Origin of the sequence: Streptomyces yunnanensis, assembly GCF_029011865.1 — a bacterium.
Classification (GTDB): domain Bacteria; phylum Actinomycetota; class Actinomycetes; order Streptomycetales; family Streptomycetaceae; genus Streptomyces; species Streptomyces yunnanensis.
The window spans coordinates 1,130,884-1,152,926 of record NZ_CP095749.1 but is presented as its reverse complement, the minus strand read 5'-3'; the positions used below and the strand labels follow the sequence as shown (position 1 = coordinate 1,152,926).

General features: G+C 75.2%; 18 protein-coding genes and 1 pseudogene. 9 read left to right on the top strand and 10 right to left on the bottom strand.

Annotation, left to right across the window (positions count from 1 at the left end):
• Position 1: 1 nt before the first annotated feature.
• From MOV08_RS04750 to MOV08_RS04730, 5 genes and pseudogenes are all read right to left on the bottom strand, one after another.
• Entirely contained in the window at positions 2-2,440 is a 2,439-nt protein-coding gene (locus MOV08_RS04750; protein ID WP_039629734.1) for a SpoIIE family protein phosphatase, read from the bottom strand.
• Between the two features lie 109 nt (positions 2,441-2,549).
• Positions 2,550-3,323, bottom strand: a complete 774-nt coding sequence (locus MOV08_RS04745; protein ID WP_039629732.1) for a uracil-DNA glycosylase — start codon at positions 3,321-3,323, stop codon at positions 2,550-2,552.
• 57 nt (positions 3,324-3,380) lie between these two features.
• On the bottom strand, positions 3,381-5,483 hold the full coding sequence (locus MOV08_RS04740; protein WP_275306433.1) for a SpoIIE family protein phosphatase: 2,103 nt from the start codon (positions 5,481-5,483) through the stop codon (positions 3,381-3,383).
• Positions 5,484-5,715: 232 nt separating this feature from the next.
• Positions 5,716-6,108, bottom strand: coding sequence for a CU044_2847 family protein (locus MOV08_RS04735; protein ID WP_275306432.1), 393 nt, complete (start codon positions 6,106-6,108; stop codon positions 5,716-5,718).
• Positions 6,092-6,295: pseudogene (locus tag MOV08_RS04730) on the bottom strand (hypothetical protein); the annotation flags it as partial. The gene MOV08_RS04735 and the pseudogene MOV08_RS04730, both read right to left, overlap by 17 nt.
• Positions 6,296-6,670: 375 nt before the next feature.
• Between MOV08_RS04730 and MOV08_RS04725 the strand changes: the two are divergent.
• Positions 6,671-8,131 (top strand): SDR family oxidoreductase, encoded by a 1,461-nt coding sequence (locus MOV08_RS04725; RefSeq protein ID WP_275306430.1) that lies wholly within the window; start codon positions 6,671-6,673, stop codon positions 8,129-8,131.
• A 130-nt stretch (positions 8,132-8,261) separates the two neighbouring features.
• A complete protein-coding gene (locus MOV08_RS04720) occupies positions 8,262-8,606 on the top strand; it encodes an MmcQ/YjbR family DNA-binding protein (protein ID WP_039640159.1) in 345 nt (114 codons plus the stop codon).
• On the opposite strand, the gene MOV08_RS04715 is transcribed toward MOV08_RS04720, so the two are convergent.
• Entirely contained in the window at positions 8,593-9,639 is a 1,047-nt protein-coding gene (locus MOV08_RS04715) for a zinc-binding alcohol dehydrogenase family protein (protein ID WP_275306428.1), read from the bottom strand. The genes MOV08_RS04720 and MOV08_RS04715 overlap by 14 nt on opposite strands.
• A gap of 212 nt (positions 9,640-9,851) precedes the next feature.
• On the opposite strand from MOV08_RS04715, the gene MOV08_RS04710 reads away from it, so the two are divergent.
• Together MOV08_RS04710 and MOV08_RS04705 are read left to right on the top strand one after the other, a co-directional pair.
• Positions 9,852-10,118 (top strand): GlsB/YeaQ/YmgE family stress response membrane protein, encoded by a 267-nt coding sequence (locus MOV08_RS04710; protein WP_039629725.1) that lies wholly within the window; start codon positions 9,852-9,854, stop codon positions 10,116-10,118.
• A 147-nt stretch (positions 10,119-10,265) separates the two neighbouring features.
• Positions 10,266-10,847 carry a TerD family protein gene (locus tag MOV08_RS04705; RefSeq protein WP_039640158.1) on the top strand — a complete coding sequence of 194 codons (582 nt, stop codon included), beginning with the start codon at positions 10,266-10,268 and terminating at the stop codon, positions 10,845-10,847.
• Between the two features lie 124 nt (positions 10,848-10,971).
• On the opposite strand, the gene MOV08_RS04700 is transcribed toward MOV08_RS04705, so the two are convergent.
• The gene (locus tag MOV08_RS04700) at positions 10,972-11,790 is read right to left on the bottom strand and encodes a hypothetical protein (protein WP_275306426.1); all 819 of its coding nucleotides are present in this window, start codon (positions 11,788-11,790) and stop codon (positions 10,972-10,974) included.
• A 156-nt stretch (positions 11,791-11,946) separates the two neighbouring features.
• Here MOV08_RS04700 and MOV08_RS04695 point away from each other — a divergent pair, with 156 nt between their 5' ends.
• Positions 11,947-12,198: a hypothetical protein gene (locus MOV08_RS04695; RefSeq protein ID WP_078875459.1), complete on the top strand. Its 252-nt coding sequence runs from the start codon at positions 11,947-11,949 to the stop codon at positions 12,196-12,198.
• A gap of 118 nt (positions 12,199-12,316) precedes the next feature.
• On the opposite strand, the gene tatA is transcribed toward MOV08_RS04695, so the two are convergent.
• Positions 12,317-12,661 (bottom strand): Sec-independent protein translocase subunit TatA, encoded by a 345-nt coding sequence (tatA, locus tag MOV08_RS04690; protein ID WP_275306424.1) that lies wholly within the window; start codon positions 12,659-12,661, stop codon positions 12,317-12,319.
• A gap of 156 nt (positions 12,662-12,817) precedes the next feature.
• Here tatA and MOV08_RS04685 point away from each other — a divergent pair, with 156 nt between their 5' ends.
• Complete coding sequence (locus MOV08_RS04685; protein WP_275306423.1) at positions 12,818-14,326, top strand: LCP family protein; 1,509 nt, start codon at positions 12,818-12,820, stop codon at positions 14,324-14,326.
• A gap of 94 nt (positions 14,327-14,420) precedes the next feature.
• On the top strand, positions 14,421-15,794 hold the full coding sequence (locus tag MOV08_RS04680) for a hypothetical protein (RefSeq protein ID WP_275306422.1): 1,374 nt from the start codon (positions 14,421-14,423) through the stop codon (positions 15,792-15,794).
• Between the two features lie 13 nt (positions 15,795-15,807).
• Here MOV08_RS04680 and mgtA read toward each other — a convergent pair whose 3' ends face one another.
• Positions 15,808-18,567 carry a magnesium-translocating P-type ATPase gene (mgtA, locus tag MOV08_RS04675; protein WP_275306420.1) on the bottom strand — a complete coding sequence of 920 codons (2,760 nt, stop codon included), beginning with the start codon at positions 18,565-18,567 and terminating at the stop codon, positions 15,808-15,810.
• Positions 18,551-18,844 (bottom strand): ArsR/SmtB family transcription factor, encoded by a 294-nt coding sequence (locus tag MOV08_RS04670; protein WP_078876177.1) that lies wholly within the window; start codon positions 18,842-18,844, stop codon positions 18,551-18,553. The genes mgtA and MOV08_RS04670 overlap by 17 nt, the downstream gene beginning before the upstream one ends.
• Positions 18,845-19,126: 282 nt before the next feature.
• Here MOV08_RS04670 and MOV08_RS04665 point away from each other — a divergent pair, with 282 nt between their 5' ends.
• Positions 19,127-20,683, top strand: coding sequence for a hypothetical protein (locus MOV08_RS04665; protein WP_275306418.1), 1,557 nt, complete (start codon positions 19,127-19,129; stop codon positions 20,681-20,683).
• Between the two features lie 172 nt (positions 20,684-20,855).
• Positions 20,856-22,010: a PP2C family protein-serine/threonine phosphatase gene (locus MOV08_RS04660; RefSeq protein ID WP_275306416.1), complete on the top strand. Its 1,155-nt coding sequence runs from the start codon at positions 20,856-20,858 to the stop codon at positions 22,008-22,010.
• The last annotated feature ends 33 nt before the right edge of the window (positions 22,011-22,043 follow it).

Sequence of the window (22,043 nt, the reverse complement as noted above, 5' to 3'; positions counted from 1 at the left end):
GTCAGGTGGTCAGCACCTGCTCCGCCCAGATCACCTTGCCGTCGGTGGTGTAGCGGGTGCCCCAGCGGTGGGTGAACTGGGAGATCAGGAACAGCCCGCGGCCGCCCTCGTCGGTCGTCCGCGGATGCCGCAGGTAGGGCGAGGTGCTGGAGCCGTCGCACACCTCGCAGATCAGGGTGTGCTCCAGGATCAGCCGCAGCCGGATCGGCCCCGACCCGTACCGGATCGCGTTGGTGACCAGCTCGCTGACCACCAGCTCGGTGGTGAACGTCAGCGCCGGCAGGCCCCATTCGGCCAGCTGCCGGGCGGCCATCTCCCGGGACCGGCCCACCACGGCGGGGTCGGCGGCCAGTTCCCACGAGGCGAACCGGTCCGTGGCCAGCCCGCGGGTCCGGGCCAGCAGCAGCGTGACGTCGTCGTGCTGCCGACGCGGCACCAGCGCGCCGATGACCGACTCGCACAGCGCGTCGAGGGAGTCGCCGGGCGCGGCGAGGGCGTGCAGCAGCCGCTCCCTGGCCGGTTGGCCGGCCTCGCGGTCCGCGCCGGCCAGCAGTCCGTCGGTGTAGAGCGCGAGCACGCTGCCCTCTTTGACGGCCACCTCGACGGCCTCGAACGGCAGCCCGCTGACGCCGAGTTGGGGGCCGACCGGGAGCTCCGCGTAGGCGGCGGTGCCGTCGGGGGCGACGATGACCGGCGGCGGGTGGCCGGCGCTGGCCATGGTGAAGCAGCGGCCGACCGGGTCGTAGACCGCGTAGAGGCAGCTGGTGCCCGTCGCGCCGGTCTCCGCGCCCTTGCCGCCCTCCTCCGACACCCGGCTGACCAGGTCGTCGAGGCGGGCGAGGAGCTCCTCCGGGCGCAGGTCCAGGGCGGCGAGGGTCTGCACCGCGGTGCGCAGCCGGCCCATCGTGGCGATCGCGCTGATGCCGTGCCCGCGCACCTCGCCCACCACCAGCGCCAGCCGTGCCCCGGACAGCGGGATCACGTCGAACCAGTCGCCGCCCACCCCGGCCAGTTCGTCGGCCGGCCGGTAGCAGGTCGCCAGGGACAGTGCGCTGTGGTCGGCGACGCCCTGCGGCAGCAGGCTGCGCTGGAGGGTGAGCGCCGCCGCGCGCTCCCGGGTGTAGCGGCGGGCGTTGTCCAGGCAGACCGCGGCCCGGGCCACGAACTCCTCGGCCAGCCGCTGGTCGTCCGGGCCGAACGGTTCGCCGGGCGCGCAGCGGAAGAAGCTGGTGACGCCCATGGTCGTGCCGCGCGCCCGGATCGGCACCACCATCGCGGTGTGCAGGCCCTGTTCCCGCAGCTGCCGCCGCCGGCCGCCGGGGACGTCGGCGGCCCACTCCGGGCCGTGCGGGTCCAGCCACTCCACCCGCCACGACGTGCCGTCGGCCATCGCCCGGATGGGCGGGGACCAGGAGTGGTAGGACGCCAGGTCCCCGACGGCGACGACCGCTTCGGGGATGCCCGCCCGGGAGGACTGCTGGCCGCCGCGGCGCAGCGCGACCCGGTCCGCGTCGCCGGGCGGCCCGGTGAGCGGCTCCCCGCCGCGGATCACCGAGTCCAGCAGGTCCACGGTGACGAAGTCGGCGAGGTCGGGCACCGCGACGTCGGCCAGTTCCTGAGCGGTGCGCAGCACGTCCAGGGTCTGGCCGATGGCGGTGCCGGCCCGGTCCAGCAGGACCAGCCGCTGGCGGTTGCGGTACCGCTCGGTGATGTCGATGACGGTGTAACACACGCCGAGCGGGCGGCCGTTGAAGCCGTCGAGCCGGACGAAGGACATCGCGTGGGCCCGTTCGTGGTGCGGTTCGGACTGCGGGCGGCCGATGTGCTCGTAGCCCAGGACCGGTTCGCCGCTCTCCAGGACGCGGCGCATCTGCTCCTCCAACGCCTCCGCGTCGAGGCCCGGCTGGACCTCGGCCAGCCGCCGGCCGATCCGGTCCCGCGCCCGGCCGCCGCCGAACCGCTCCAGGGCGAGGTTGGACCAGACGAACCGCAGGTCGGTGTCGACCACGGCCATGCCGACCGGCGTCTGCATCAGGAGCTTCTCCAGCACCGCCCGGCTCATCTCCCAGCCCGGCAACGACGACGCCTCGGCCGCCACCGCCAGCCAGTGCGCGGCGCCCTCGCCGTCGGTCACCCGGGCCAGCTGCACCATGACGTCGACCGGGGCGCCGTTCTTGCGCCGGGCGGTGAGCGTCCCGCTCCAGCCGCCGTGCGCCCGGCACTCCGCGGCGAGCTCGGGCAGCCGGTCCGCGTCGTCCGGGGCCAGCAGGGCCGCGGCGGCCCGGCCCACCACGTCCGCGGCCGGGTGGCCGAACAGTCGCTCGGCGCCCTCCGGCCAGCTCTCCACGCGCCCGTGGGCGTCGCACAGCACCAGGGCGGCGTCGGCGATGTCGAGCGGCGCTCGCCGCCCGCTGTGGCCGTGCTCCTCGAAGTCCACCATCTGAGCCGTTCCGTCTCTGCCGGACGAGCAGGATGCATGCGTTATGTGTGGTATTTACCCCATCTGAGGGTACTGGCCTCGGGACTTTCGGTCCCCCGCACCGCCCGGCTCACAGCCCGGCGCATGCGCGGGCCCGGGCGAGCAGCTCCACCAGCATCTCCGGGGTGAGCGTGCGGGTGAAGGTGTTGCGCTGGCTCGGGTGGTAGCACCCGAGCACCCGCAGCTCCCCGCGCCCCGCGGCGGCCGGCAGGGTCACCTCGGCACCGTGGCCGAACGCCGGCCGCGGACGGGGCACCGGCCAGCCCGCCGCACCGAGCGCCGGCCACAGCGCCTGCCAACCGAACCCGCCCAGCGCCACCACCACCCGCAACCCCGGCGCCAGCAGGTCCAGCTCCCGCACCAGCCAGGGGCGGCAGGTGTCCCGCTCGGCCGGCGTCGGCCGGTTCTGCGGCGGAGCGCAGTGCACCGGCGCGGTGACCCGCACCCCGTACAGCTCCAGCCCGTCGCCCCGGTGCGTGGCGGTCGGCTGCGAGGCCAGCCCCACCGCGTGCAGCGCCGCGAACAGGAAGTCCCCGGAGGCGTCGCCGGTGAACATCCGGCCGGTGCGGTTGCCGCCGTGCGCGGCCGGTGCCAGGCCCACCACCGCCAACGCCGCGTCCGCGGGGCCGAAGCCCGGCACCGGCCGCGCCCAGTACTCCCAGTCCCGGAACGCCGCCCGGCGCTCCCGCCCCACCTGCTCCCGCCAGGCCACCAACCGGGGGCAGGCCCGGCACCCGGCCACCGCGGCGTCCAGCACCGGCAGTCCCGCGCACCCCGGCGCCCGGTGCGCCGGATACCCGCGGTCCTCCGTGTCCGGTGGTGCACCGCCCGGCTCCGGATCCATCCGTGCCCCTCCGCTCCGTACGCCGCCCGCGGACGCACCGCCTCCCGGTATACCGGGTCATGCTCCGCCGCCCGGTACGTCGGCCGTCGGGGCGAGCAGCAGCAGCGCCACGTCGTCCAGCCGTTCCGTATGGGCCCCGCGCCGGGCGAGGACGGTGTCGGCGAGGCCGCTCGGGTCCGGGTACCGCGCCGCGGCCAGATCGGCGGCCAGGGCCGCCACCCCGTCGTCCAGGTCCGTGCCGGGCCGCTCGACCAACCCGTCGGTGTAGAGCGCGAGCACCGCCCCCGGCGGCAGGGCGACCGTGGTGGCCGCGAAGCGGGTGCCCGGCGCGACGCCCAGCAGCATCCCGGGCGGCACCCGCAGCACGTCGGTACGCCCATCGGGGTGGCGCAGCACCGGCGGCGGATGGCCGGCGCTGGCCAGGCGGGCCAGGTGCGTGCGCAGGTCGAGGTGGACGTAGAGGCAGCTGGTGAACAGGTCCGGGTCCAGGTCGGCGAGCAGCCGGTTGGTGCGGGCCAGCACCTCGTCCGGCGCCGCGCCGGCGGTCGCGTAGGCGTGCACGGCGGTGCGGGCCTGGCCCATCAGCGCGGCGGCCGCCGCGTTGTGCCCCTGGACGTCGCCGATCACCGCGGCCACCTGGTGCTCGCCGAGCCGGATCAGGTCGTAGAAGTCGCCGCCGATGTCCATCCCGCGGGTCGCGGGCAGGTAGCGCGCGGCGACCTGGAGTCCGTGGACCGGCGGCAGCCGGTGCGGCAGCAGACCCGCCTGGAGGTCGTGTGCCAGCTGCTGCGCGGTGTCGTAGAGGCTGGCCCGGTCCAGGGCCTGGGCCATCAGCCCGGCCAGCGACGTCAGGACCTGCCGCTCCTCCGGGCTGAAGGTCCGCGGACGCCGGTACGCCAGGACGCAGCAGCCCACCGGGCGGCCGGAGACGATCAGCGGCAGCACCGCCCGGGCCGCCATCCCGGTCTGCCGGGCCAGCCCCGGGAAGCGGGCCTCGGTCTCCTCGGCGGAGCTGAAGAAGCTCGGCTCGCCGGTGGCCAGGGCGCGCACGGTGGGGCTCTGCGCGGTGTTCAGCGGCAGGCCCTCGAACGCCTCCACGACCTCCGGCGGATAGCCGCGCTCGGCGACGGTCCGCAGCCGGCCGGCCTCCGCGGCGTACATCAGCATGCCCTGGGCGCCGAACGCCGGCACGATCTGGTCGGCGAACAGCTCGGTGACGTCCTTGACGCCCACCGCCTCGGTGAGCGCGGCCGCCAGGTGCAGCACGTGGTACATCTGCCCGGCCCGCAGCGGGATGGCCTCCGTGGGCCAGCGAGCCTCCGGGCGCGACTCCTCGTCCGAGGCACTGATCCACACGCTCACCCCGCGGCCGTCCGGGAACAGCCGGAACGCCAGCCACTGCCCCGGCGGGCGGCAGGCGGTGAACGAGACCGGGCGGCGGCTCAACACCGCCGCGCGGCAGCGGTCCTCGAAGGCCGGGCTGGCCAGCCAGGGCAGCACCTCCCACGGCCGGGCACCGCGCAGCGCGTCCGCGTCCGCGCCCAGCAGCCCCGCCGCGCCGGCGCTGAGCATGGTGACCCGGCCCTCCAGGTCGAGCGCGCAGCCGCCGCCCGGCAGCCGCTCGACGTAGTCGACCGCGGCCAGCGCCTCGTCGGGGCCGACGACGCGGGCCGGCGGCTCCAGGACCACCAGCGGCCCGTCGGGGGTGCCGCCACCGGGCAGCAGTGCCGCCAGTCGCCGGCAGGCGGCCTCGAACGCGGTGTGCTCGGCCGCCGACAGCTCGGACCCGTGGCCGGACGGCCACAGCAGCACCACCGCGCCCCGGCAGCCGGTCCCGTCGTCCAGCGGTGCCGCGCCCAGCGCGAAGTCGTACGGCAGTGCCACTGCCGTCCGGGGGAAGTCCCGGGCCAGTTGCTGGTGGTCGGCCGCCCACACCAGCCGTTGCCGGCGCGCCGCGACCGCCACCGGGATGGGGGCTGCCAGCGCGATCCGCCGCCAGGGCTCCAGCACCGGCGGCGGGATCCCGCTCAACGCCGTCAGCCGCAGCACCGGCGCGTCCGGCGCCAGTTCGTAGACCATGGCCGACGAGGCCCCGGTCTCCGCCCTCGTCCGCAGCAGTTCCTGGCCCAGCGGAGCTTTCTCGGCCCCGCCGGTCGTCATGGCGCACCTACCCACAGCCGCGGCACAGTGCTGACGTTACGCCGCCGGGCGGGGTGCGGCCTCGCCGGAGCCGGTGCGTGGATCACCGCTGCGGTTCGGCAGCTCCTCGCCCGGTTCGACGGTCGGCGGCAGCGTCGATCAAGTGGTGGAATTCATCTTTCGAATGGCGAAAGCTCGATGTGGGGTCCGGGGTCTCGATGTGGGGTCCGGGGTGCAGCGGGGCACCGGTCCCTCACTCGCCCTGCTGCGGCCGCCAGGTGGCGGTGATCGTCAACGACGCCCGCCCGTTGGCCCCGACGATGCCGAGCTTGAGGTCCTGGCCGATCTGCACCCCGAACTGCACCGACATCTGGTCCGGGGGCTGTTCGGCGGAGGCGACCGCGTCATGGATCTCCTGGAGCAGCGGGCCCAGCGGCCGGAGGGTGGTGCGCAGTGCCGCCACCGCGGTCGCCGCCGCCCGCTCGCCACCGCGCGCCCTCGGCACCAACTCCTCGATCCCGTCCGGCAGATCGGCCGCGGGGTCCCCGTCGGGGGAGTCCGCCGGCCAGGGCGCGCCGTGCGCCGGAGCGAGCTCCAAGCGGATGGATGTTCCATCGGCGAGGGTGAGTTCAGCGTGATTCGGCACGCCCCCATTGTGTCCATCGCCGGTGATCATGGCAGCGGAACGACGCGTTCGTCGCCGCGTTCGCCTCGCGGAGGGCCGCCCAGGCGTCCGCCACCGGGCCCACGTGGCCGAGCTTGTCGGGGTTGAGGACCGCCCGGATCGCCTGGATCTGCCCGTCCAGGATGTCGAGCGCCCAGGCGCCGAGGACCTAAGCATCGCGGTCGTCCGGTGCGCCCTCGCGTCCGGCCGGGACGAGGCCGTCGTCGCACCGACCCGACGCCACCGGATCCGTCCCGTCCGTCCCGTCCGTCCCGTCCGTCCCGTCCGTCCGGTCCGTGTGGTCCGTGCGGCCCGTCGTGACCGCCTCCGCCGGCTCGGCCCGCAGCGGGCGGGGAGGTCGGGTGCGCCTGGCCGTGCGGTGCCGCGGGACGGGAACCCGCGGGACGGTCCGCCGACCGGGGGTGTGATCCCCGTCTTTGGGTGGGGGCGCGGAAGTCAAGTAAAGTTCCGCCGAAGCTCGAACATGCGGTCCCGAGGGCCAAGGCCCCGAGAGACCGAACGATCCAGGAAAGCGGCAGCGGCGATGACGGTGATCGAAGAAGGCCGGGCCGAGGGCGCCGGAATCGACGCGGAGCGGATGGCGATCTGCCTGGGCGTCCTGGAGGAGCTGGACGAGCTGCCGGTGGACCACCCCGACGCGATCACCATACGGCGGGCCACCGCCGGCATCTTCCGCGAGGTCAAGCGCCGCCGCCGGCAGGAGCGCCGGTTCGCCAAGACCGCCCACGACAAGGCGGTCACCGAGGCCACCGCCACCGGCGCCGCCGACCGCATCGACGACGAGACCATGGGCCGCGCCCTGGCCAGCTCGGTGAGCACGGAGTTCGCCGGCATCCTGGAGCGCCCCCGCAGCTGCTACGTCTGCAAGAGCCGCTACGTCGAGGTCGACGCCTTCTACCACCAGCTGTGCCCGTCGTGCGCCCACGAGAACCGGGCCCGCCGGGAGGCCCGTACGGACCTCACGGGGCGGCGGGCGCTGCTCACCGGCGGCCGGGCCAAGATCGGCATGTACATCGCGCTCCGGCTGCTGCGGGACGGCGCCCACACCACCATCACCACCCGCTTCCCCAACGACGCGATCCGGCGCTTCACGGCGATGCCGGACAGCGCGGAGTGGCTGCACCGCCTGAAGATCGTCGGCATCGACCTCCGCGACCCGTCGCAGGTCCTCTCGCTCGCCGAGACGGTCGGCGCCGAGGGCCCGTTGGACATCCTGATCAACAACGCCGCACAGACCGTGCGCCGCTCGCCCGAGGCGTACGGCAGGCTGATCGAGGCCGAGTCGGCGCCGCTGCCCGCCGGGGAGCTGCCGACCTCCGTCGTCCTCGGCCGCTTCGGCAGCGGCGCCCCCGCGCTGCCCGCCGTCGCACCCGGCGGGGCGACCGAGCTGACCGCGGAGAACCTCACCGCCCTCGCGCTGACCAGCGGCTCCGCCTCGCCCGCCCGGATCGAGGCGGGCACCGCGATCGACGCCGGCGGCCTGGTGCCGGACCTGCACGCGACCAACAGCTGGATCCACACGGTGGACGAGGTCGACCCGGTCGAGCTGCTGGAGGTCCAGCTCTGCAACATGACCGCGCCGTTCCTGCTGGTCAGCAAGTTGCGCCCGGCGATGGCGGCTTCCCGGGCGCGCCGTAAGTACGTGGTGAACGTCTCCGCGATGGAAGGCCAGTTCAGCCGCGGCTACAAGGGTCCGGGCCACCCGCACACCAACATGGCCAAGGCCGCGCTCAACATGCTCACCCGCACCAGCGCCCGCGAGATGCTGGAGACCGACGGCATCCTGATGACCGCGGTCGACACGGGCTGGATCACCGACGAGCGCCCGCACCCGGACAAGATGCGCCTGGCCGACGAGGGCTTCCACGCCCCGCTCGACCTGGTGGACGGCGCGGCCCGGGTCTACGACCCGATCGTCCGCGGCGAGCAGGGCGAGGACGTCCACGGCTGCTTCCTCAAGGACTACGCACCGTCCCCCTGGTGAGCCCCCCGACGGGCCCGGTGGAGCGGGGAGCGCGGGGCGCCGGCGCGGTGCCCCGCTCCGGCGGTCCGGTGCGTCCCGCGTGGAGATCATCGCACCGTACGCTGGTGTCGTGACACCCGTATCCGGCTCCGTGCCCGACTCCGACGACGTCCGCCGCATCGCGCTCGCCCTTCCGCAGACCGCGGAGAAGCAGGCTTGGGGGATGCCCACCTTCCGGGTCGCCGGGAAGATGTTCATCACCGTGCCGGACGACGAGACCTCGTTCGCCGTGCGGTGCCCGATGCACGAGCGGGGCGAACTGATCGCGGCGGAGCCGGAGAAGTTCTGGGTGCCGCCCCACGAGGCGGGTTCGAACTGGGTCCGGGTGCGCCTGGCCGCCCTCGACGACCTCGACGAACTCCGCGACATCCTCGTCGACTCCTGGAAGCAGGCGGCCCCCGCCGACCTCGTCGCGGCCTATCTCACGACGGACTGAAGTCCGGGTCGGGCAGCAGCACCGCGGCCCCCTGGACCCGGTCGCCCGCCAGGTCGCCGAGCGCCTCGGGGGCGCGGCCCAGGGGATACGGCGTGGTCGTCACGCGGATCCCGATCCGTTCCGCGGTCTGAAGGAACTCCCGCCCGTCGCGCCGGGTGTTGGCGCTCACGCTGCACAGGTTCCGCTCGTAGAAGAGGTGTTTCTGGTAGGTGAGCGGGGGGATGTCGGTGAGGTGGATGCCGGCGACGGCGAGCGTCCCGGAGCGGTCCAGCGCCGCCAGCGCCACCGGCACCAGCTCGCCCACCGGTGCGAAGAGGATGGCGGAGTCCAGCGGCTCGGGCGGGCGGTCGTAGGCGTCGCCGGTGGACACCGCGCCCAGTTCGCGCGCCAGTTGGCGGGCCCGCGCGGATCGGGTGAGCACGTGCAGCCGGGCCCCTTCGGCCACCGCGACCTGCGCGGCCAGGTGTGCCGAGCCGCCGAAGCCGTAGATGCCCAGCCGCCCGCCGGGTGGCAGCGCGCACCGCCGCAGCGCCCGGTAGCCGATGATCCCCGCGCAGAGCAGTGGTGCGAGCGTCGCCGCGTCCTGCGACTCCGGCAGCGGGTAGGCGTAGTCCGCCGCGAGCAGCGTCAGGTCCGCGAATCCGCCGTCCGCGTCCCACCCGGTGTACCGCGAGGCGGGGCAGAGGTTCTCGGCGCCGGCCCGGCAGTACCGGCACTCCCCGCAGGTGGCGCGCAGCCAGGCCCCGCCCACCCGGTCGCCGGTCCGGAACCGCGTCACCGCCGCACCCGCGGCAGCCACCCGGCCCACGATCTCGTGTCCCGGTATGGTCGCCGGCCGGTGCGCCGGAAGATCACCCTCAGCGAGATGCAGATCCGTACGACAGACACCGCAAGCCTCCACCCTCACCAGCAGGTCCCCGGGCCCCGGCTCCGGAACGGGCCGGCGCACCGCCGTCAGCGGCCCGGAGGCAACCGGCCCCGGCCGCTCGACGGCCCACCCGGACAGCGTCTCCGGGAGCGCGGCGCGCGCCATGCCTCCAGCGTCCCGCCCGCCCGTCACCCGGGCAAACGCTGCGCGGACCGCCCTGGCTCGTTCGTGCCCAACCAACTTCTACAGTGATGTAGATTTTCGGTCCGTACGCAACGGCGGTCGTCATCAGGGCGTCCTTGGAGAGCGACGTCCGTTACGCGGCGAGGGCCGTGGACGGCGACCGCCGTGGACAACGACCGAGGAGAGGATGTCCCGTGGGCATCATCAGCTGGATCGTGCTCGGGCTCCTGGCCGGGGCGATAGCCAAGTTCCTGCTTCCCGGACGCGATCCGGGCGGCCTGGTGGGCACCACGCTCATCGGCATCGCCGGTTCGTTCATCGGCGGCTGGCTGTCGGCGAAGTTCCTGCACCGACCGATCGCACACAACTTCTTCGACCTCGCCACCTGGGTCGCGGCCGTCGCCGGCGCCCTGGTCCTGCTCATCGTCTACCGGTTGCTGTTCGGCAACTCCCGTAACTGAACGGGTGCCCGGTCCGGCGGCCGGCGGCGGCCTCCGGGCCGCGGTGTCGGCCCCTCCCGCGAGCCGACCTGCGGATTGGTCGGCGGAAGCCGGAACTGCCGTGCCGGTGTATCCGTTTCCACTGGAGACCGACATATGGGGAATCAGATGAGTGTGAACTTGAGCAAGGGCCAGAAGGTCAGCCTGAGCAAGTCCGACGGCGGCGCGCTGAGCGTGGTCCGGATGGGCCTGGGCTGGCAGGCCGCGCGCCGCAAGGGCTTTCTCGCCCGGCTCACCGCCCGGGAGATCGACCTCGACGCCTCGGCGGTGCTCTTCGCCGGCCAGCAGCCCGTCGACGTCGTCTTCTTCAACCACCTCGTGAGCGACGACGGCTCGGTGCGCCACACCGGCGACAACCTCGTCGGCGGCGCGGGCCAGGGGGGCGACGACGAGTCGATCCTGGTGGACCTGGCACGCGTGCCGGTCCACGTCGACCAGATCGTCTTCACCGTCAACTCCTTCACCGGGCAGACCTTCCAGGAGGTGGAGAACGCCTTCTGCCGCCTGCTGGACGAGACCAACGGCCAGGAGCTGGCCCGCTACTCCCTCTCCGGCGGCGGCTCGCACACCGCCCAGATCATGGCCAAGGTCTTCCGGTCGGACGGCGGTTGGGAGATGGCGGCGCTCGGTGCGCCCGCGCACGGCCGCACCTTCGAGGATCTGATGCCCACCATCGCCGCGCATCTGTGAGTTCCCGGTCCGCGCGCTCCCGGCCACCGGTGTCGGGAGGGCCGCGGATCGGCGGCCGTGGGCGTGGGCGTGGGCGTGGCCGGACGGTGCCGGCGCCGCCGAGGGGTTGCCTCGACGGCCCCGGTCAGGGCGCCCCGGGCGCCGTCGGCCCGGAGAAGCCCGGGCTGCCGAAGTCGGGTGCGGTGAAGTCCGGGGCGGCGTAGTCGGGAGAGCTGAAGCCGCGGCCGTCGGCCGGTGTCGGGCGGGCCTCGCCCGCGCCGCCGGCCACCCCGGCCGTGGCCGGGCGGGGGAGCGCCGGCCGCCCGAGGGGTCTTCCGCCGCTGGTCGCGGTATCGAGCCGACCGAGCAGGAACGGCATGATCCCCCGCTCCAGCAGGGCCAGTTGCCAGGCTTCGTGCGCCCGCGCGACGTGCGGATCGGCCTCGTCGGGCGTCCGGGCGTCGGCCGCCGCACGGTTGCGCGAGGCCGTCACCAGCATCCAGACCAGCCCGATCAGGACCGCCACGCCGGCGACCCCGGCGGACGTCCAGCCCGCCGTGAGCAGTTCGTCGGCGAGCCGGGACGACGCGGTCACCGTGTGCAGCCCGAAGCCGAACAGCAGGAAGACGACCGCGGCGGTGGCGGCCAGGCCGGGCACCAGCACTCCCAGCGCGGGCAGCACCCCGCCGCTCCGGGACGCCGTCCCGGCGGCGGGCGGGGGCGGCACCGGCCGCGGGGCGTCGGCCGCGGCGGCGCGCTGCCGGACGAGCTCGCGGTATTCGGCGGTCGCGGTGGCGGCGAGGGTGTCGCGCGCCCCGAGCGCCGCGCTGCGTAGCTGCTCGGCATTGAGCGAACCGGCCGTCTGCGACAGCGCCGCCCTGATCTCCGGGGAGCTCAGGGCCTGGTCCACGGTGCGCTCGAATGCGGTGGTGTCCGGTGCCTGTAAGCGGTCGTTCTGGTGCACGTGTAATCCCCGATGGGTCGAGAGTCAAAGTTGCCCGACGGTCCGGTCCGGTGCTGGGCCGCGCGGCCCGGACGGGGGCCATGTCGGGCCACTGTCCGGACAACGCGGCGCGCCTCTTGATGGTTCCCTGATTGCGCAATCCCTAAAGTGTTGCTCATGGATGACATGAAGGCGATGCGGGACATGGCGGGCGTGGAGCCGTGGGAGACGGCGGTGCTCTTCGGCGGGCCGGCCGACGGGGTGCGGCTGCGCCTGACCGGCCGGCCGAGCGTGCTGCAGGTGAGCCACCCCTGCCGGGTCGAGAACGCCCCGGACGGGATGCAGATCGCGGCGCTGCACATCTACCGCCGCGACCTGAAGGTGAAGAGCGAGCCGCTGCGGTACGGCTTCGACGGGGTGAGCCCGTGAAGCGGGGCCAACTCCGCGCACAAGGTGGACCCTTGAGGGGCGGCCCTTGAGGAGCGGTCCCCCGAGGGGGGTTGGCGCGCACCGCATCCGGCTGTCGGACGTCCGCTGCCGCCCCGCCTCACGGTGCCGGGTTCGGTCCGGCCTCCCGGTCCGTACGGGCGGCGGCCGGGTGCTCGGAGGCGACGCCTCCGGGTGCCGCCCCGGCGGTGCCGGCGGTGGCCGGAGCGCCGGGTGCCGGGTGCAGTGTGCGCGGTGCCTCCGCCGGCTCCTGCGGGCCGTGCGCGTACGTGGTGGTGGGCGGCGTCCCGTCGTCGTCCTTCATCGCCTTGGCCTCGCTCTTGAGGATGCGCAGCGACTTGCCCAGCGCACGGGCGGTGTCCGGCAGCTTCTTGGAGCCGAAGAGGAGGATCACCACGAGCGCCACGACCAGCAGATGCCAGGGTTCCAGTCCGTTGCGCAGCATCGCTGCCACCCTTCTCTCGTTGTCACCACGGTCGGTTTCTGCGCCCGGTCGCGTGGGTCCGGCCGCGGGTATCACTTGCTACATTGCGCAACTGTATAACCCTGGGCGGGGGAGAGCCTTCTGCCGGCAGGAAAACGCACGGACGAGGGTGCACACGTGACACGCAGCCACACCGCAGGCGCCGCACACGGGGGCGGGGACGGGGCCGCCGGAGAGGGGCGGCGCGGGCTCGGCGGGATCCGAGCGGCGGCCGCGCTGACCCTCTCGCTCCTGGTGCTGCTGATCGCCGGCGCGGGCTGGCTCTACCTCCAGCTCAACGGCGACATCAACACCTTCGGCGCGGACGGCCTCAGCGCGAACCGGCCCGCCGCGGGCGGCGGCGGCAACGTCCTGGTGATCGGCTCCGACTCGCGGGCCGGCGGCAACCGCCGACTCGGCGGCGGGGAGGGCGACGTGGGGCGCTCGGACACCGCGTTCCTGCTGCACGTCTACGGCGACGGCCGGCACGCGCTCGCGGTGTCCTTCCCCCGGGACACCCTGGTGGACATCCCGCCGTGCCGGCTGCCCGACGGCCGATGGACCCCGCCGCAGTCCGACGCGATGTTCAACTCCGCGTTCACCGTGGGCCGCACGACCAAGGGCAACCCAGCCTGCACCCAGAACACCGTGGAGCAGCTCACCGGGCTGCGGGTGGACCACACCGTCGTCGTCGACTTCGCGGGCTTCGCCGCGCTGACCACCGCCGTCGGCGGGGTGCCCGTATGCCTGCCCCAGGACGTCTACCAGGGGGACCTCGACCCGAACCGGGGGGCCCGCGGCGGGCTGGTCTTCGCCCGGGGTCCGCAGACCGTCTCCGGTCAGCGGGCGCTGGACTACGTACGCCTCCGGCACGGCATCGGGGACGGCTCCGACATCGGCAGGATCAAGCGGCAGCAGGCGTTCACCGCCGCGCTGATCAAGAAGGTCAGGTCCCACGGCATGAACCCGTCCGCGCTGCTCCCGCTGGCCCGGGCGGCCACCGCGGCCCTGACCGTGGACCCCGGACTGGGCTCCGCGGACCGGCTCCTGGCCTTCGCCCTGTCGATGCGGGACGTCGACCTGCACAACACCACGTTCCGGACCCTGCCCTGGCGCTACCAGGGCGCCCGGGTCGCGATCGTCCACCCGGACGCCGACGAGCTGTGGGCCGGGCTGCGCGCCGACCGCGCCGTGGACGGCCGGGCCGCCGGCGGCACCGGCGCCCCGGACGACGGCAAGGCCCCGCTGCCCGTCCCGACGCCGGACGCCGCACCGCCCGTGGCCGGCATCGGCGTCGCGGTCTACAACGGCACCACCGTCCCCGGGCTCGCCGCGCACGCCGCCGCCGAACTGCGCGCGGCCGGCTTCGACGTCACCCGCACCGCCACCGCCGACGGTCAGCAGCACACCACCACCGTCATCGGATACGGCCCCGGCCGGCAGGAGCCCGCCCGGACCGTCGCCCGGTACTTCCCCGGTGCGGTCCTCCAACAGGCCGCCGCCCCCGGCGTCCGCGTCACCCTCGGCCGGGACTACGCCGACCGGCCCGCCCTCGGCGCCGGCGCCCCGACCGCCCCGCCGGGAAGCGCGGGCGGCGCCGCACGCTCCGCCGCCGACGACCCGTGCTCCGATCTCTCGTACGGTTAGCCGCAGCGCATCGCGCGGCGGTCACCGGCACCGGTACGTCACCTCTTGCCCATGTCCCCTGTATCACCATGATGTTGAGGAGAAGATCAGCCCTATGTACGCCCTTCGCCGGCCCTCGCCCGGCGCTCTGCCCAGACTCCTGACCGGCCTGCTGCTGGCGGCCCTGGTGCTGCTCGTCGGGGCCGGCGCCCTGCCGCAGCCCGCCCACGCCGCAGGCACCGGCCTCGACACCGTCGCCGAGGCGCTCAAGAAGAGCCCGGTGTACGTCGATCCGCGGGTCCGCGACCAGCTCCCGGACGCCGACCGCAACGCCCTCGCGGAGAAGATACGGAACGCCGACAAGCCGGTCTTCGTCGCCGTCCTGCCGGACGCCCCCGAGTTCCCCCGGCCGACCCTGATGCGGGACCTGCGCACCAAGGTCGGCATCACCGGCGTCTACGCCGTCCACATCGGCGCCAACGGCTTCAACGCCGGCGCCGACCGACAGGTCCTGTCCCACAACGCGGTGACCAACCTCAAGGATGCCGTGCGGGACTCCCACAAGGGCGACACCAAGGGCATGCTCACCGAGTTCGTCCAGCAGGCCGCCACCCAGGCGCACGGCGCGGCACCCTCCTCCTGGAACGACGGCGAAGGCGGCGGCTCGGCCACCGGCCTGCTCATCGGCGGCGCCGTGGTGGTGGCCGGCGGCGTGGGCGGCTACGCCCTCCTGCGCCGCGCCAGGAAGCAGCGCGAGGAGCGGGAGCGCGCCGAACTGGACGCCCTGCGGGTGGTCGTCGACGAGGACATCACCGCCTTCGGCGAGGAACTGGACCGCCTCGACTTCAACCCGTCCGAGCCCGGCGCCACCGACGCCATGCGCACCGACTACACCAGCGCCCTGGACGCCTACGACCTCGCCAAGACGCGGATGGCCGAGGCCCGCCGCCCCGAGGACGTCCGCCCGGTGACCGAGGCCCTGGAGGACGGCCGGTTCGCGCTGGCCACCCTGGCCGCCCGCCGCACCGGCGCCCCGCTGCCCGAGCGCCGACTGCCCTGCTTCTTCGACCCGCGGCACGGCCCCTCCGCCACCGACGTCCAGTGGGCCCCGGCCGGCGGTGCCCCGCGCCCGGTCCCGGCCTGCGCCGCCGACGCCACCCGCGTGGCCGACGGCCTGGAGCCGATGTCCCGCACCGTCCAGACCCCGGGCGGGCCGCAGCCCTACTGGGACGCCGGACCGGCCTACTCGCCGTGGGCCGGCGGCTACTTCGGCGGCGGCGGTGTGCTCACCGCCATGGTCGCCGGGACCGTGCTCGGCTCGGTGCTCAGTGCCCCGAGCGCGTACGCCGACTCCCCGTCGTTCTTCAACGGCCCCGAGGGCGGCAGCGAATCCGGCGCCGACTTCAACGCGGGCGACTTCGCGGGCGGCTTCGGCGACGGTGGTGGCTTCGACGGCGGCGGGTTCGACGGCGGAGGCGGCGACTGGTGAGCCGCCCGCCCCGTCAGGCGTTCTGACCCCCTACGAGGGCGTGTTCCGCGGATCGTTCCGGCGATCCGTCGGGCACGCCCTCGCCGCTCTCCCGGCGCGCGTACCGCATCCGCGCGAACGCCAGCGCCGCACCGTAGAGCGTCAGGACCGCCGACAGCAGCAGGTAGTACAGCGGCGGCGGGGCCGACATGGCCAGCAGCGGGGCCACCGGCGACACCGGCAGCAGCAGCCCGACCACCGCCAGTCCGGTCACCGCCAGGTGGACCGGCCCCACCACGCGCCCCTCGGCGGCCCGCCGCCCCGTACGCAGCAGCAGCATCACCATCCCCTGGGTGAGCAGGTTCTCGGTGAACCACCCGGCGTGGAACATCGTCGGGCTGTCCGTCCCCGGCGTGGCATGGGCGACGAACGCCAGCACCCCGAAGGTCGCCAGGTCCGCCACGGCGTTGATCAGGCCGAACCCGGTGATGAAGCGGAGGAAGACCCGCGGTCGCAGCACCGCCGGTCGGCGCGCCGCCCCCACGGTCGGCCGGTCGAAGGCGAGCGAGAGCTGTGCCGCGTCGAAGCAGAGGTTCTGCACCAGGACCTGCGCCGGCAGCATCGGCAGGAACGGCAGCAGCAGCCCCGCCGCCAGCATGGCGATCACGTTGCCGAGGTTGGACGACAGGGTGATCCGCAGATACGCCGCGATGTTGCCGCTGGCGTGCCGGCCGGCGGTGATCGCCCGCTCGATCGCGGTCAGGTCCTTCTCTGCCAGCACCACATCGGCGCCCTCGCGCGCCACCGGCACCGCCCCGCGCGGGCAGATCCCGACGTCCGCCGCCTGAAGCGCCGGCAGGTCGTTGACCCCGTCGCCCAGGAACCCGGTGGTGTGCCCGTCCGCCCGCAGCGCGGCGACGATCCTGGCCTTGTCCTGCGCCGTGCAGCGCGCCACGACCGTGGCCGCGCCGACCGCCTCGGCCAGCGCCGGCCCCTCCAGCCCGGCGAGCCGGCCGGCGGTGACCACCTCGCCCGGCGGCAGCCCCAGGTCCCGGCAGGCCCGGGCCGCGGTGCCGGGATGGTCGCCGGTGAGCACCTTCACCGCCACCTGGCGCTCGGTCAGCACCCGCAGGGCGTCCGCCGCCGACGGCGCCAGCTCGTCGCTCAGCGCCACGAAGCCCAGGAAGGTCAGGCCCCGCACGTCCCCGTCGGTGTATCCGCCGAGCCGGGGCCGGCGGTCGCCGCGGGCCACCGCCAGCAGCCGGAACCCGCCATCCGCCTCCTCGGCCGCGCACCGCAGCAGCCGCTCCCGGGCCGCCTCGTCCAGCGCGGTCTCGCCGCCGCCGCCGCCGGTCAGCAGCCGCCCGCACCGCTCCAGCACGTCCTCCACCGCGCCCTTGACGACCAGGGTGTGGGTGCCGTGCCGCCCCGGGCGGCGGATCACCGCCGTGGACATCCGCACCATCGGGTCGAACGGCAGCGCCGCGATGCCCTCGTACTCCAGCGGGTCCGTGCCCCGTGCGTCCGCGGCGGTCAGCACCGCCTCGTCCAGGGCGTCCGGTACCGGCAGTTCGGCCAGTTCGATGGTCCAGAAGCTGTTCACGGCCGCCCAGTGCAGCACGTCCGGATCGGGCGCGCCGTCCGGGCCCGCGGACCGCACCACGACCGGCCGGTCCTGGGTGAGGGTGCCGGTCTTGTCCAGGCACAGCACGTCGATCGCGCCGAGGTCGTGCAGCGCCGGCAGCCGTTTGACGATCACCCCGCTGGTCCGGGCCAGCAGCGAGGCGCCCCGGGCGAGCGCGGTGGTCACGATCACCGGCAGCATCTCCGGCGTCAGCCCGACCGCGACGGCCACCGCGAACGGCAGCGTCTCCAGCCCCCGCCCGCGCAGCGCGGCATTGGCCATCAGCACCAGCGGCGGCGTCAGCAGCATGAAGCGGATCAGCGTCCAGGCGATGCCGTGCACCGACCGGTCGAAGGCGGTCTCGCCGCGCCGCCGGGCCGGCCCGCGGTACGCGGCGGCGAACCGGGTGTCCGCGCCGGTCGCCACCACCAGACCGGTCCCGCTGCCGGTCGCCACGCTGCTGCCCTGGAAGCACATGTGCGGCGGCTCGGGCGCGTCCTGGTCGGTGCCGGGCGGGGCGTCCACCGCGCGCTTCGGCACCGGCGCGGACTCCCCGGTCAGCGCCGCCTGGTGCACCGTCAGCCCGTTGGCGCGCAGCAGCCGGACGTCCGCCGGTACCAGGTCGCCGGGGCCCAGCCGCACCACGTCACCGACCACCAACTGGTCTACGGGGAGCTCCCGCAGCTGCGGCGGCGCGTCCGCGGCGGACCGGCGCTGCACCGTCGCGGTGGTGGCGACCAGTTCCTGCAGCGCCGCCATCGCCCGACCGGCCTGGTGCTCACCGCCGGACCGCAGCGCACAGCTGACCACCACCAGCGTCATGATCACGCAGGCGGTGCCCCAGGACGCGACGGCCGCCGAGACCAGCCCCAGACACAGCAGCACCGTGGTGAACGGATCCCGCAGCGCACCCAGGAAGCGCCGTGGCCAGGACACCGGACGCCACGACGGCACGGTGTTCTCCCCGCACCGGGCCAGCCGCTCCTCGGCCTGGGCCTCGGTCAGCCCGCGCGGCCCGCTGTCCAACCGCCGCAGCAGCTGCAATGACGTCAGCGCGGTCAGCGCCGCCGGCTCCACCGTCCCGGCCCCGACCTCCGCGCGCACCGCTTCGGCGTCCGGGGGCACCTGGCCGGCCCCCGGCGCCGCGGTGATCTCAGGCACCGAGCTCACGCAGGCGGGCCGGCGACACACCCTCGCTGCGGGCGGCGAGTTGGACGACGAGGGTGCGCATCACGGCGACGGTGTCGGGGTCGTCGACGAAGTAGACGACCCGGCGGCCCTCGCGGCGGGAGCGCACCAGTCCGGCGAGTTTGAGCTTGGACAGGTGCTGGCTGATCGCGGGCAGGGCGCCGCCGACCCGTTCGGCCAGTCCGCTGACGTCGCTCTCTCCCTGGGCCAGTGCCCAGACGATGTGCAGCCGTGGGGGAGAGGCCAGCAGCCCGAACATCGCGGCCGCCTCGGCCAGTACCTCGGCGGACGGATCGGCCGTCGCGGCTTCCCCCTCGATGCTCCTCACCACTCGCACTCCGTCCCATCGGTGGCCCAGAGCGCCCAGTGTAGGCGGCGCGTCCGACCCGTCGGCAGGCCGAAGCGGCCTGCCGAACAGGCGAGCGCGGAGTGCCGGGCGGGTCCGCGGCCCGCATGATGGCGGTGGACCCGACCAGGGCCGGTCCGGGACCGCTCGGCGGACCGTCCCCAGGTGCGCCCACCCATCCCGCGAGGTGTGCCCATGGAAGAGAGCCGGTTCCTGCCGGAGGGCCGGGCGGTGCGGACGGCCCCGGTGCCCGGTCCCGCGCACTGCCGGCCCCCTGCCGTGCCGCGTGCCGCGGCGCGCCCGCTGCCCTGGCTGGCCCTCACCGGCGCGGCCTTCGCCCTCCTCCAGCTGGTCCTGGTGGTCCCCGGGACCGGCCTGGGCTGGGACGAGACGGTCTACGCCAGCCAGGTCGCCCGGGACGTACCGGCCGCCTTCTTCAGCGCGCCCCGGGCCCGCGGCATCACCTACCTCATCGCCCCGGTCGCCGCGCTGACGCCGTCCGCCACCGCCCTGCGGATCACCCTCGCGCTCCTCTCCGGCGCCGGCCTGTGGGCCGCGCTGCGGGTCTGGCGGCGGCTGCTCCCCACCCGGGTGCTGGCCCTCGGCGGCGCGCTCTTCGCCACGCTGTGGATCACCCTCTACTACGGGCCCCAGGTCATGCCCAACCTCTGGGCCGCCTACGGGGCGCTCGCGGCCACCGGCTGCTTCCTGCGCGCCGTACAGGACCGCACGGACCGCCGGGCGCTCGTCGGGCTGCCGCTGGCCGTCGCGGCGACGGCGCTGATGCGTCCGCCGGACGCCGGCTGGCTGGTGCTGGTGCCGGCCGTCGCGGCCCTCGCGGTGCCCCGGTGGCGGCGCCCCGCCCTGGTCCTGCTGCTGGCGGGTGGGCTGCTGCTGGGCGCCGCGGACTGGATCGTCGAGGCGTACCTCCGCTACGGGGGCCTGTTCGCCCGTCTTCAGCGCGCGGCCGAGATCCAGGGCGGCATCGGCTGGAACCTGGCCGTGGACGACCAGATCCGCAGCCTGGACGGGCGCGGGCTGTGCCGCCCCTGCGACGTGCCCTGGACCCATCCCGTCACCGCCGTGTGGTGGTTCCTGCTGCCGCTCCTGACCGCCGGTGGCGTGCTGGCGGCGGTGCGCGCCCGGCGCCCGGCCACCGCGCTGCTGCCGACCGCCGTCGCGGTGGCGACCGCGGCGCCGTACCTCTTCCTCATCGACTACGCCGCGCCCCGCTTCCTGCTGCCCGCCTACGCCCTGCTGTCCCTCCCCGTGGCCGACGGCCTGTGGCGACTGGCCGCCCCTGGAGGCCGGCTCCGGCCGCGCGCCACCGCGCTGCTCGCCACGGCGCTCGCCGCCCACCTGGCCGTCCAGTTCGCGGTGCTGACCGGGAACACCGCCCGCAACCGGCACATGCGCCAGGACTTCACGGCCGCCGCCACCGCCCTGCACGCGCTCGGCGTCCGGCCGCCCTGCGTCCTGACCGGCGACCATGCCGTCCAACTCGCCTACTACGCCGGCTGCGCCTCCCGGCAGACCGTCGGCCCCGACGCCGGCACCACCCCGCAGCAGCTGCGCGCCGCGGCCGCCCGCCGGCCCGTCGCGGTGCTCGTCCCACCGTCCGCCGCCCCGCCCGCCCTCGCCCGCGGCTGGCGGCCCGCGGCGCTGTCCGGCACCGGCAGCTTCCGCGGCTACCGCGTCTACCGCTCGCCCGCCCCGGAGGCCGGTGCGGCTCCCGCACCGACCGCCCGCTGACACCCCGGCGTACGCCGGGGCACGCCGTGCACCCAGAATTCATCCGCTCTCCGCCCGCCGGTACCGATGGCGGGCTTGCGCACCGTGTTTGATCGAAGGTGCGGGGGAGTGTCCCCTCACCGCCCCCTCCGCGTCAGCTCACCGCACCAGCAGCAGTTCCGGAAGTGGACCCATGAGCGCGATCAGCACCGGCCACGCCGAGCGGGCGCGGCGGCTGCGCGCGGCCGAGGACGCCGCCGAGCGGATCGGCACCACGCTGGACGCCGACACCACCTGCGCCGAACTCGCCCGGTTCGTCTGCCGGTCGCTGTGCGACGCCGCCGCGGTGGAGCTGCTGCCCGACAGCCCGGACCACCCCGCCGCCGACCTCGACGCGGTCGACGGCCACCCGGCCGCCCTGCACCGGGTCGCGGCCGAGGGCCGCATCCTCCTCCTGGAACCGCGCGGCGCCGCCGTACCGGCCCCGCTGTCCGTACCACTGCTGGCCCACGGCCGGCTGTACGGCGTGCTGCGCGCCGCCCGTGCCGGCGGCGGCTTCACCGCGCACGAGACCGCCACCCTCCAGCACGCGGCGCGGCTGGCGGCCGTCCACCTCGCCCACGCCCGCCGGCACGCCGCCGCCCGGCGCACCTCCCTGGACCTCCAGCGCGCCCTCCTGGCCGAGCCCGGCCGCCCCCACCCCAACCTGGAGCTCGCCACCCGCTACCTGCCGGCCGACAGCGGCGCCCTGGTCGGCGGCGACTGGTGCGAGGCGGTGCGGCTGCACTTCGGGCGGACCCTGCTGGTCATGGGCGACGTGATGGGCCACGGCCTGGAGGCCGCGGTCGAGATGACCGCCTACCGCTCCGGGCTGCGCTACGTCGCCGCCGCCGAGCTGCCGCCCCACCGGGTGCTGCGTCAACTCGACGCGGTGGTGGCCCGGGACGACCACCGCCGCCCGGCGACCTGCCTGCTGGCCCAGATCGACCCGGCCCGCAAGATCGCCTCGTTCGCCAGCGCCGGCCACCTCCCGCCGGTCGTCTTCGGCGCCGACGGCACCGCCCGGCCGCTGCCGGTGCCCGCCGGTCCTCCGCTGGGCACCGGCGCAGGTGGCTACGAGATCGTCACCCGCGGGCTCACCCCCGACGACACCCTGTTGATGTTCACCGACGGCCTGGTCGAGCGGCGCGGTGAGGACATCGACGCCTCCCTGGCCCGGCTCGCCCGGATGCGGCTGCCCGCCGGTGCCGGTGTGGCCGAGGTCCTCGACGAGGTGCTGGCGCGCCTCGGCGGCCGGTGCGGCGAGGACGACGTGGCGGTGCTGGCCGCGCGGATCCGCCGGCGCTGACCGCCGCCGTTGACCTGCCCTGCGGACCGGCCC

Coding starts and splice junctions, on each gene's coding strand:
- MOV08_RS04750 (WP_039629734.1), bottom strand. CDS start 2,440: ATGGTGGACTTCGAGGAGCACGGCCACAGCGGGCGGCGAGCGCCGCTC.
- MOV08_RS04745 (WP_039629732.1), bottom strand. CDS start 3,323: ATGGATCCGGAGCCGGGCGGTGCACCACCGGACACGGAGGACCGCGGG.
- MOV08_RS04740 (WP_275306433.1), bottom strand. CDS start 5,483: ATGACGACCGGCGGGGCCGAGAAAGCTCCGCTGGGCCAGGAACTGCTG.
- MOV08_RS04725 (WP_275306430.1), top strand. CDS start 6,671: ATGACGGTGATCGAAGAAGGCCGGGCCGAGGGCGCCGGAATCGACGCG.
- MOV08_RS04715 (WP_275306428.1), bottom strand. CDS start 9,639: ATGGCGCGCGCCGCGCTCCCGGAGACGCTGTCCGGGTGGGCCGTCGAG.
- MOV08_RS04705 (WP_039640158.1), top strand. CDS start 10,266: ATGAGTGTGAACTTGAGCAAGGGCCAGAAGGTCAGCCTGAGCAAGTCC.
- MOV08_RS04695 (WP_078875459.1), top strand. CDS start 11,947: ATGGATGACATGAAGGCGATGCGGGACATGGCGGGCGTGGAGCCGTGG.
- tatA (WP_275306424.1), bottom strand. CDS start 12,661: ATGCTGCGCAACGGACTGGAACCCTGGCATCTGCTGGTCGTGGCGCTC.
- MOV08_RS04680 (WP_275306422.1), top strand. CDS start 14,421: ATGTACGCCCTTCGCCGGCCCTCGCCCGGCGCTCTGCCCAGACTCCTG.
- MOV08_RS04670 (WP_078876177.1), bottom strand. CDS start 18,844: ATGTTCGGGCTGCTGGCCTCTCCCCCACGGCTGCACATCGTCTGGGCA.
- MOV08_RS04665 (WP_275306418.1), top strand. CDS start 19,127: ATGGAAGAGAGCCGGTTCCTGCCGGAGGGCCGGGCGGTGCGGACGGCC.
- MOV08_RS04660 (WP_275306416.1), top strand. CDS start 20,856: ATGAGCGCGATCAGCACCGGCCACGCCGAGCGGGCGCGGCGGCTGCGC.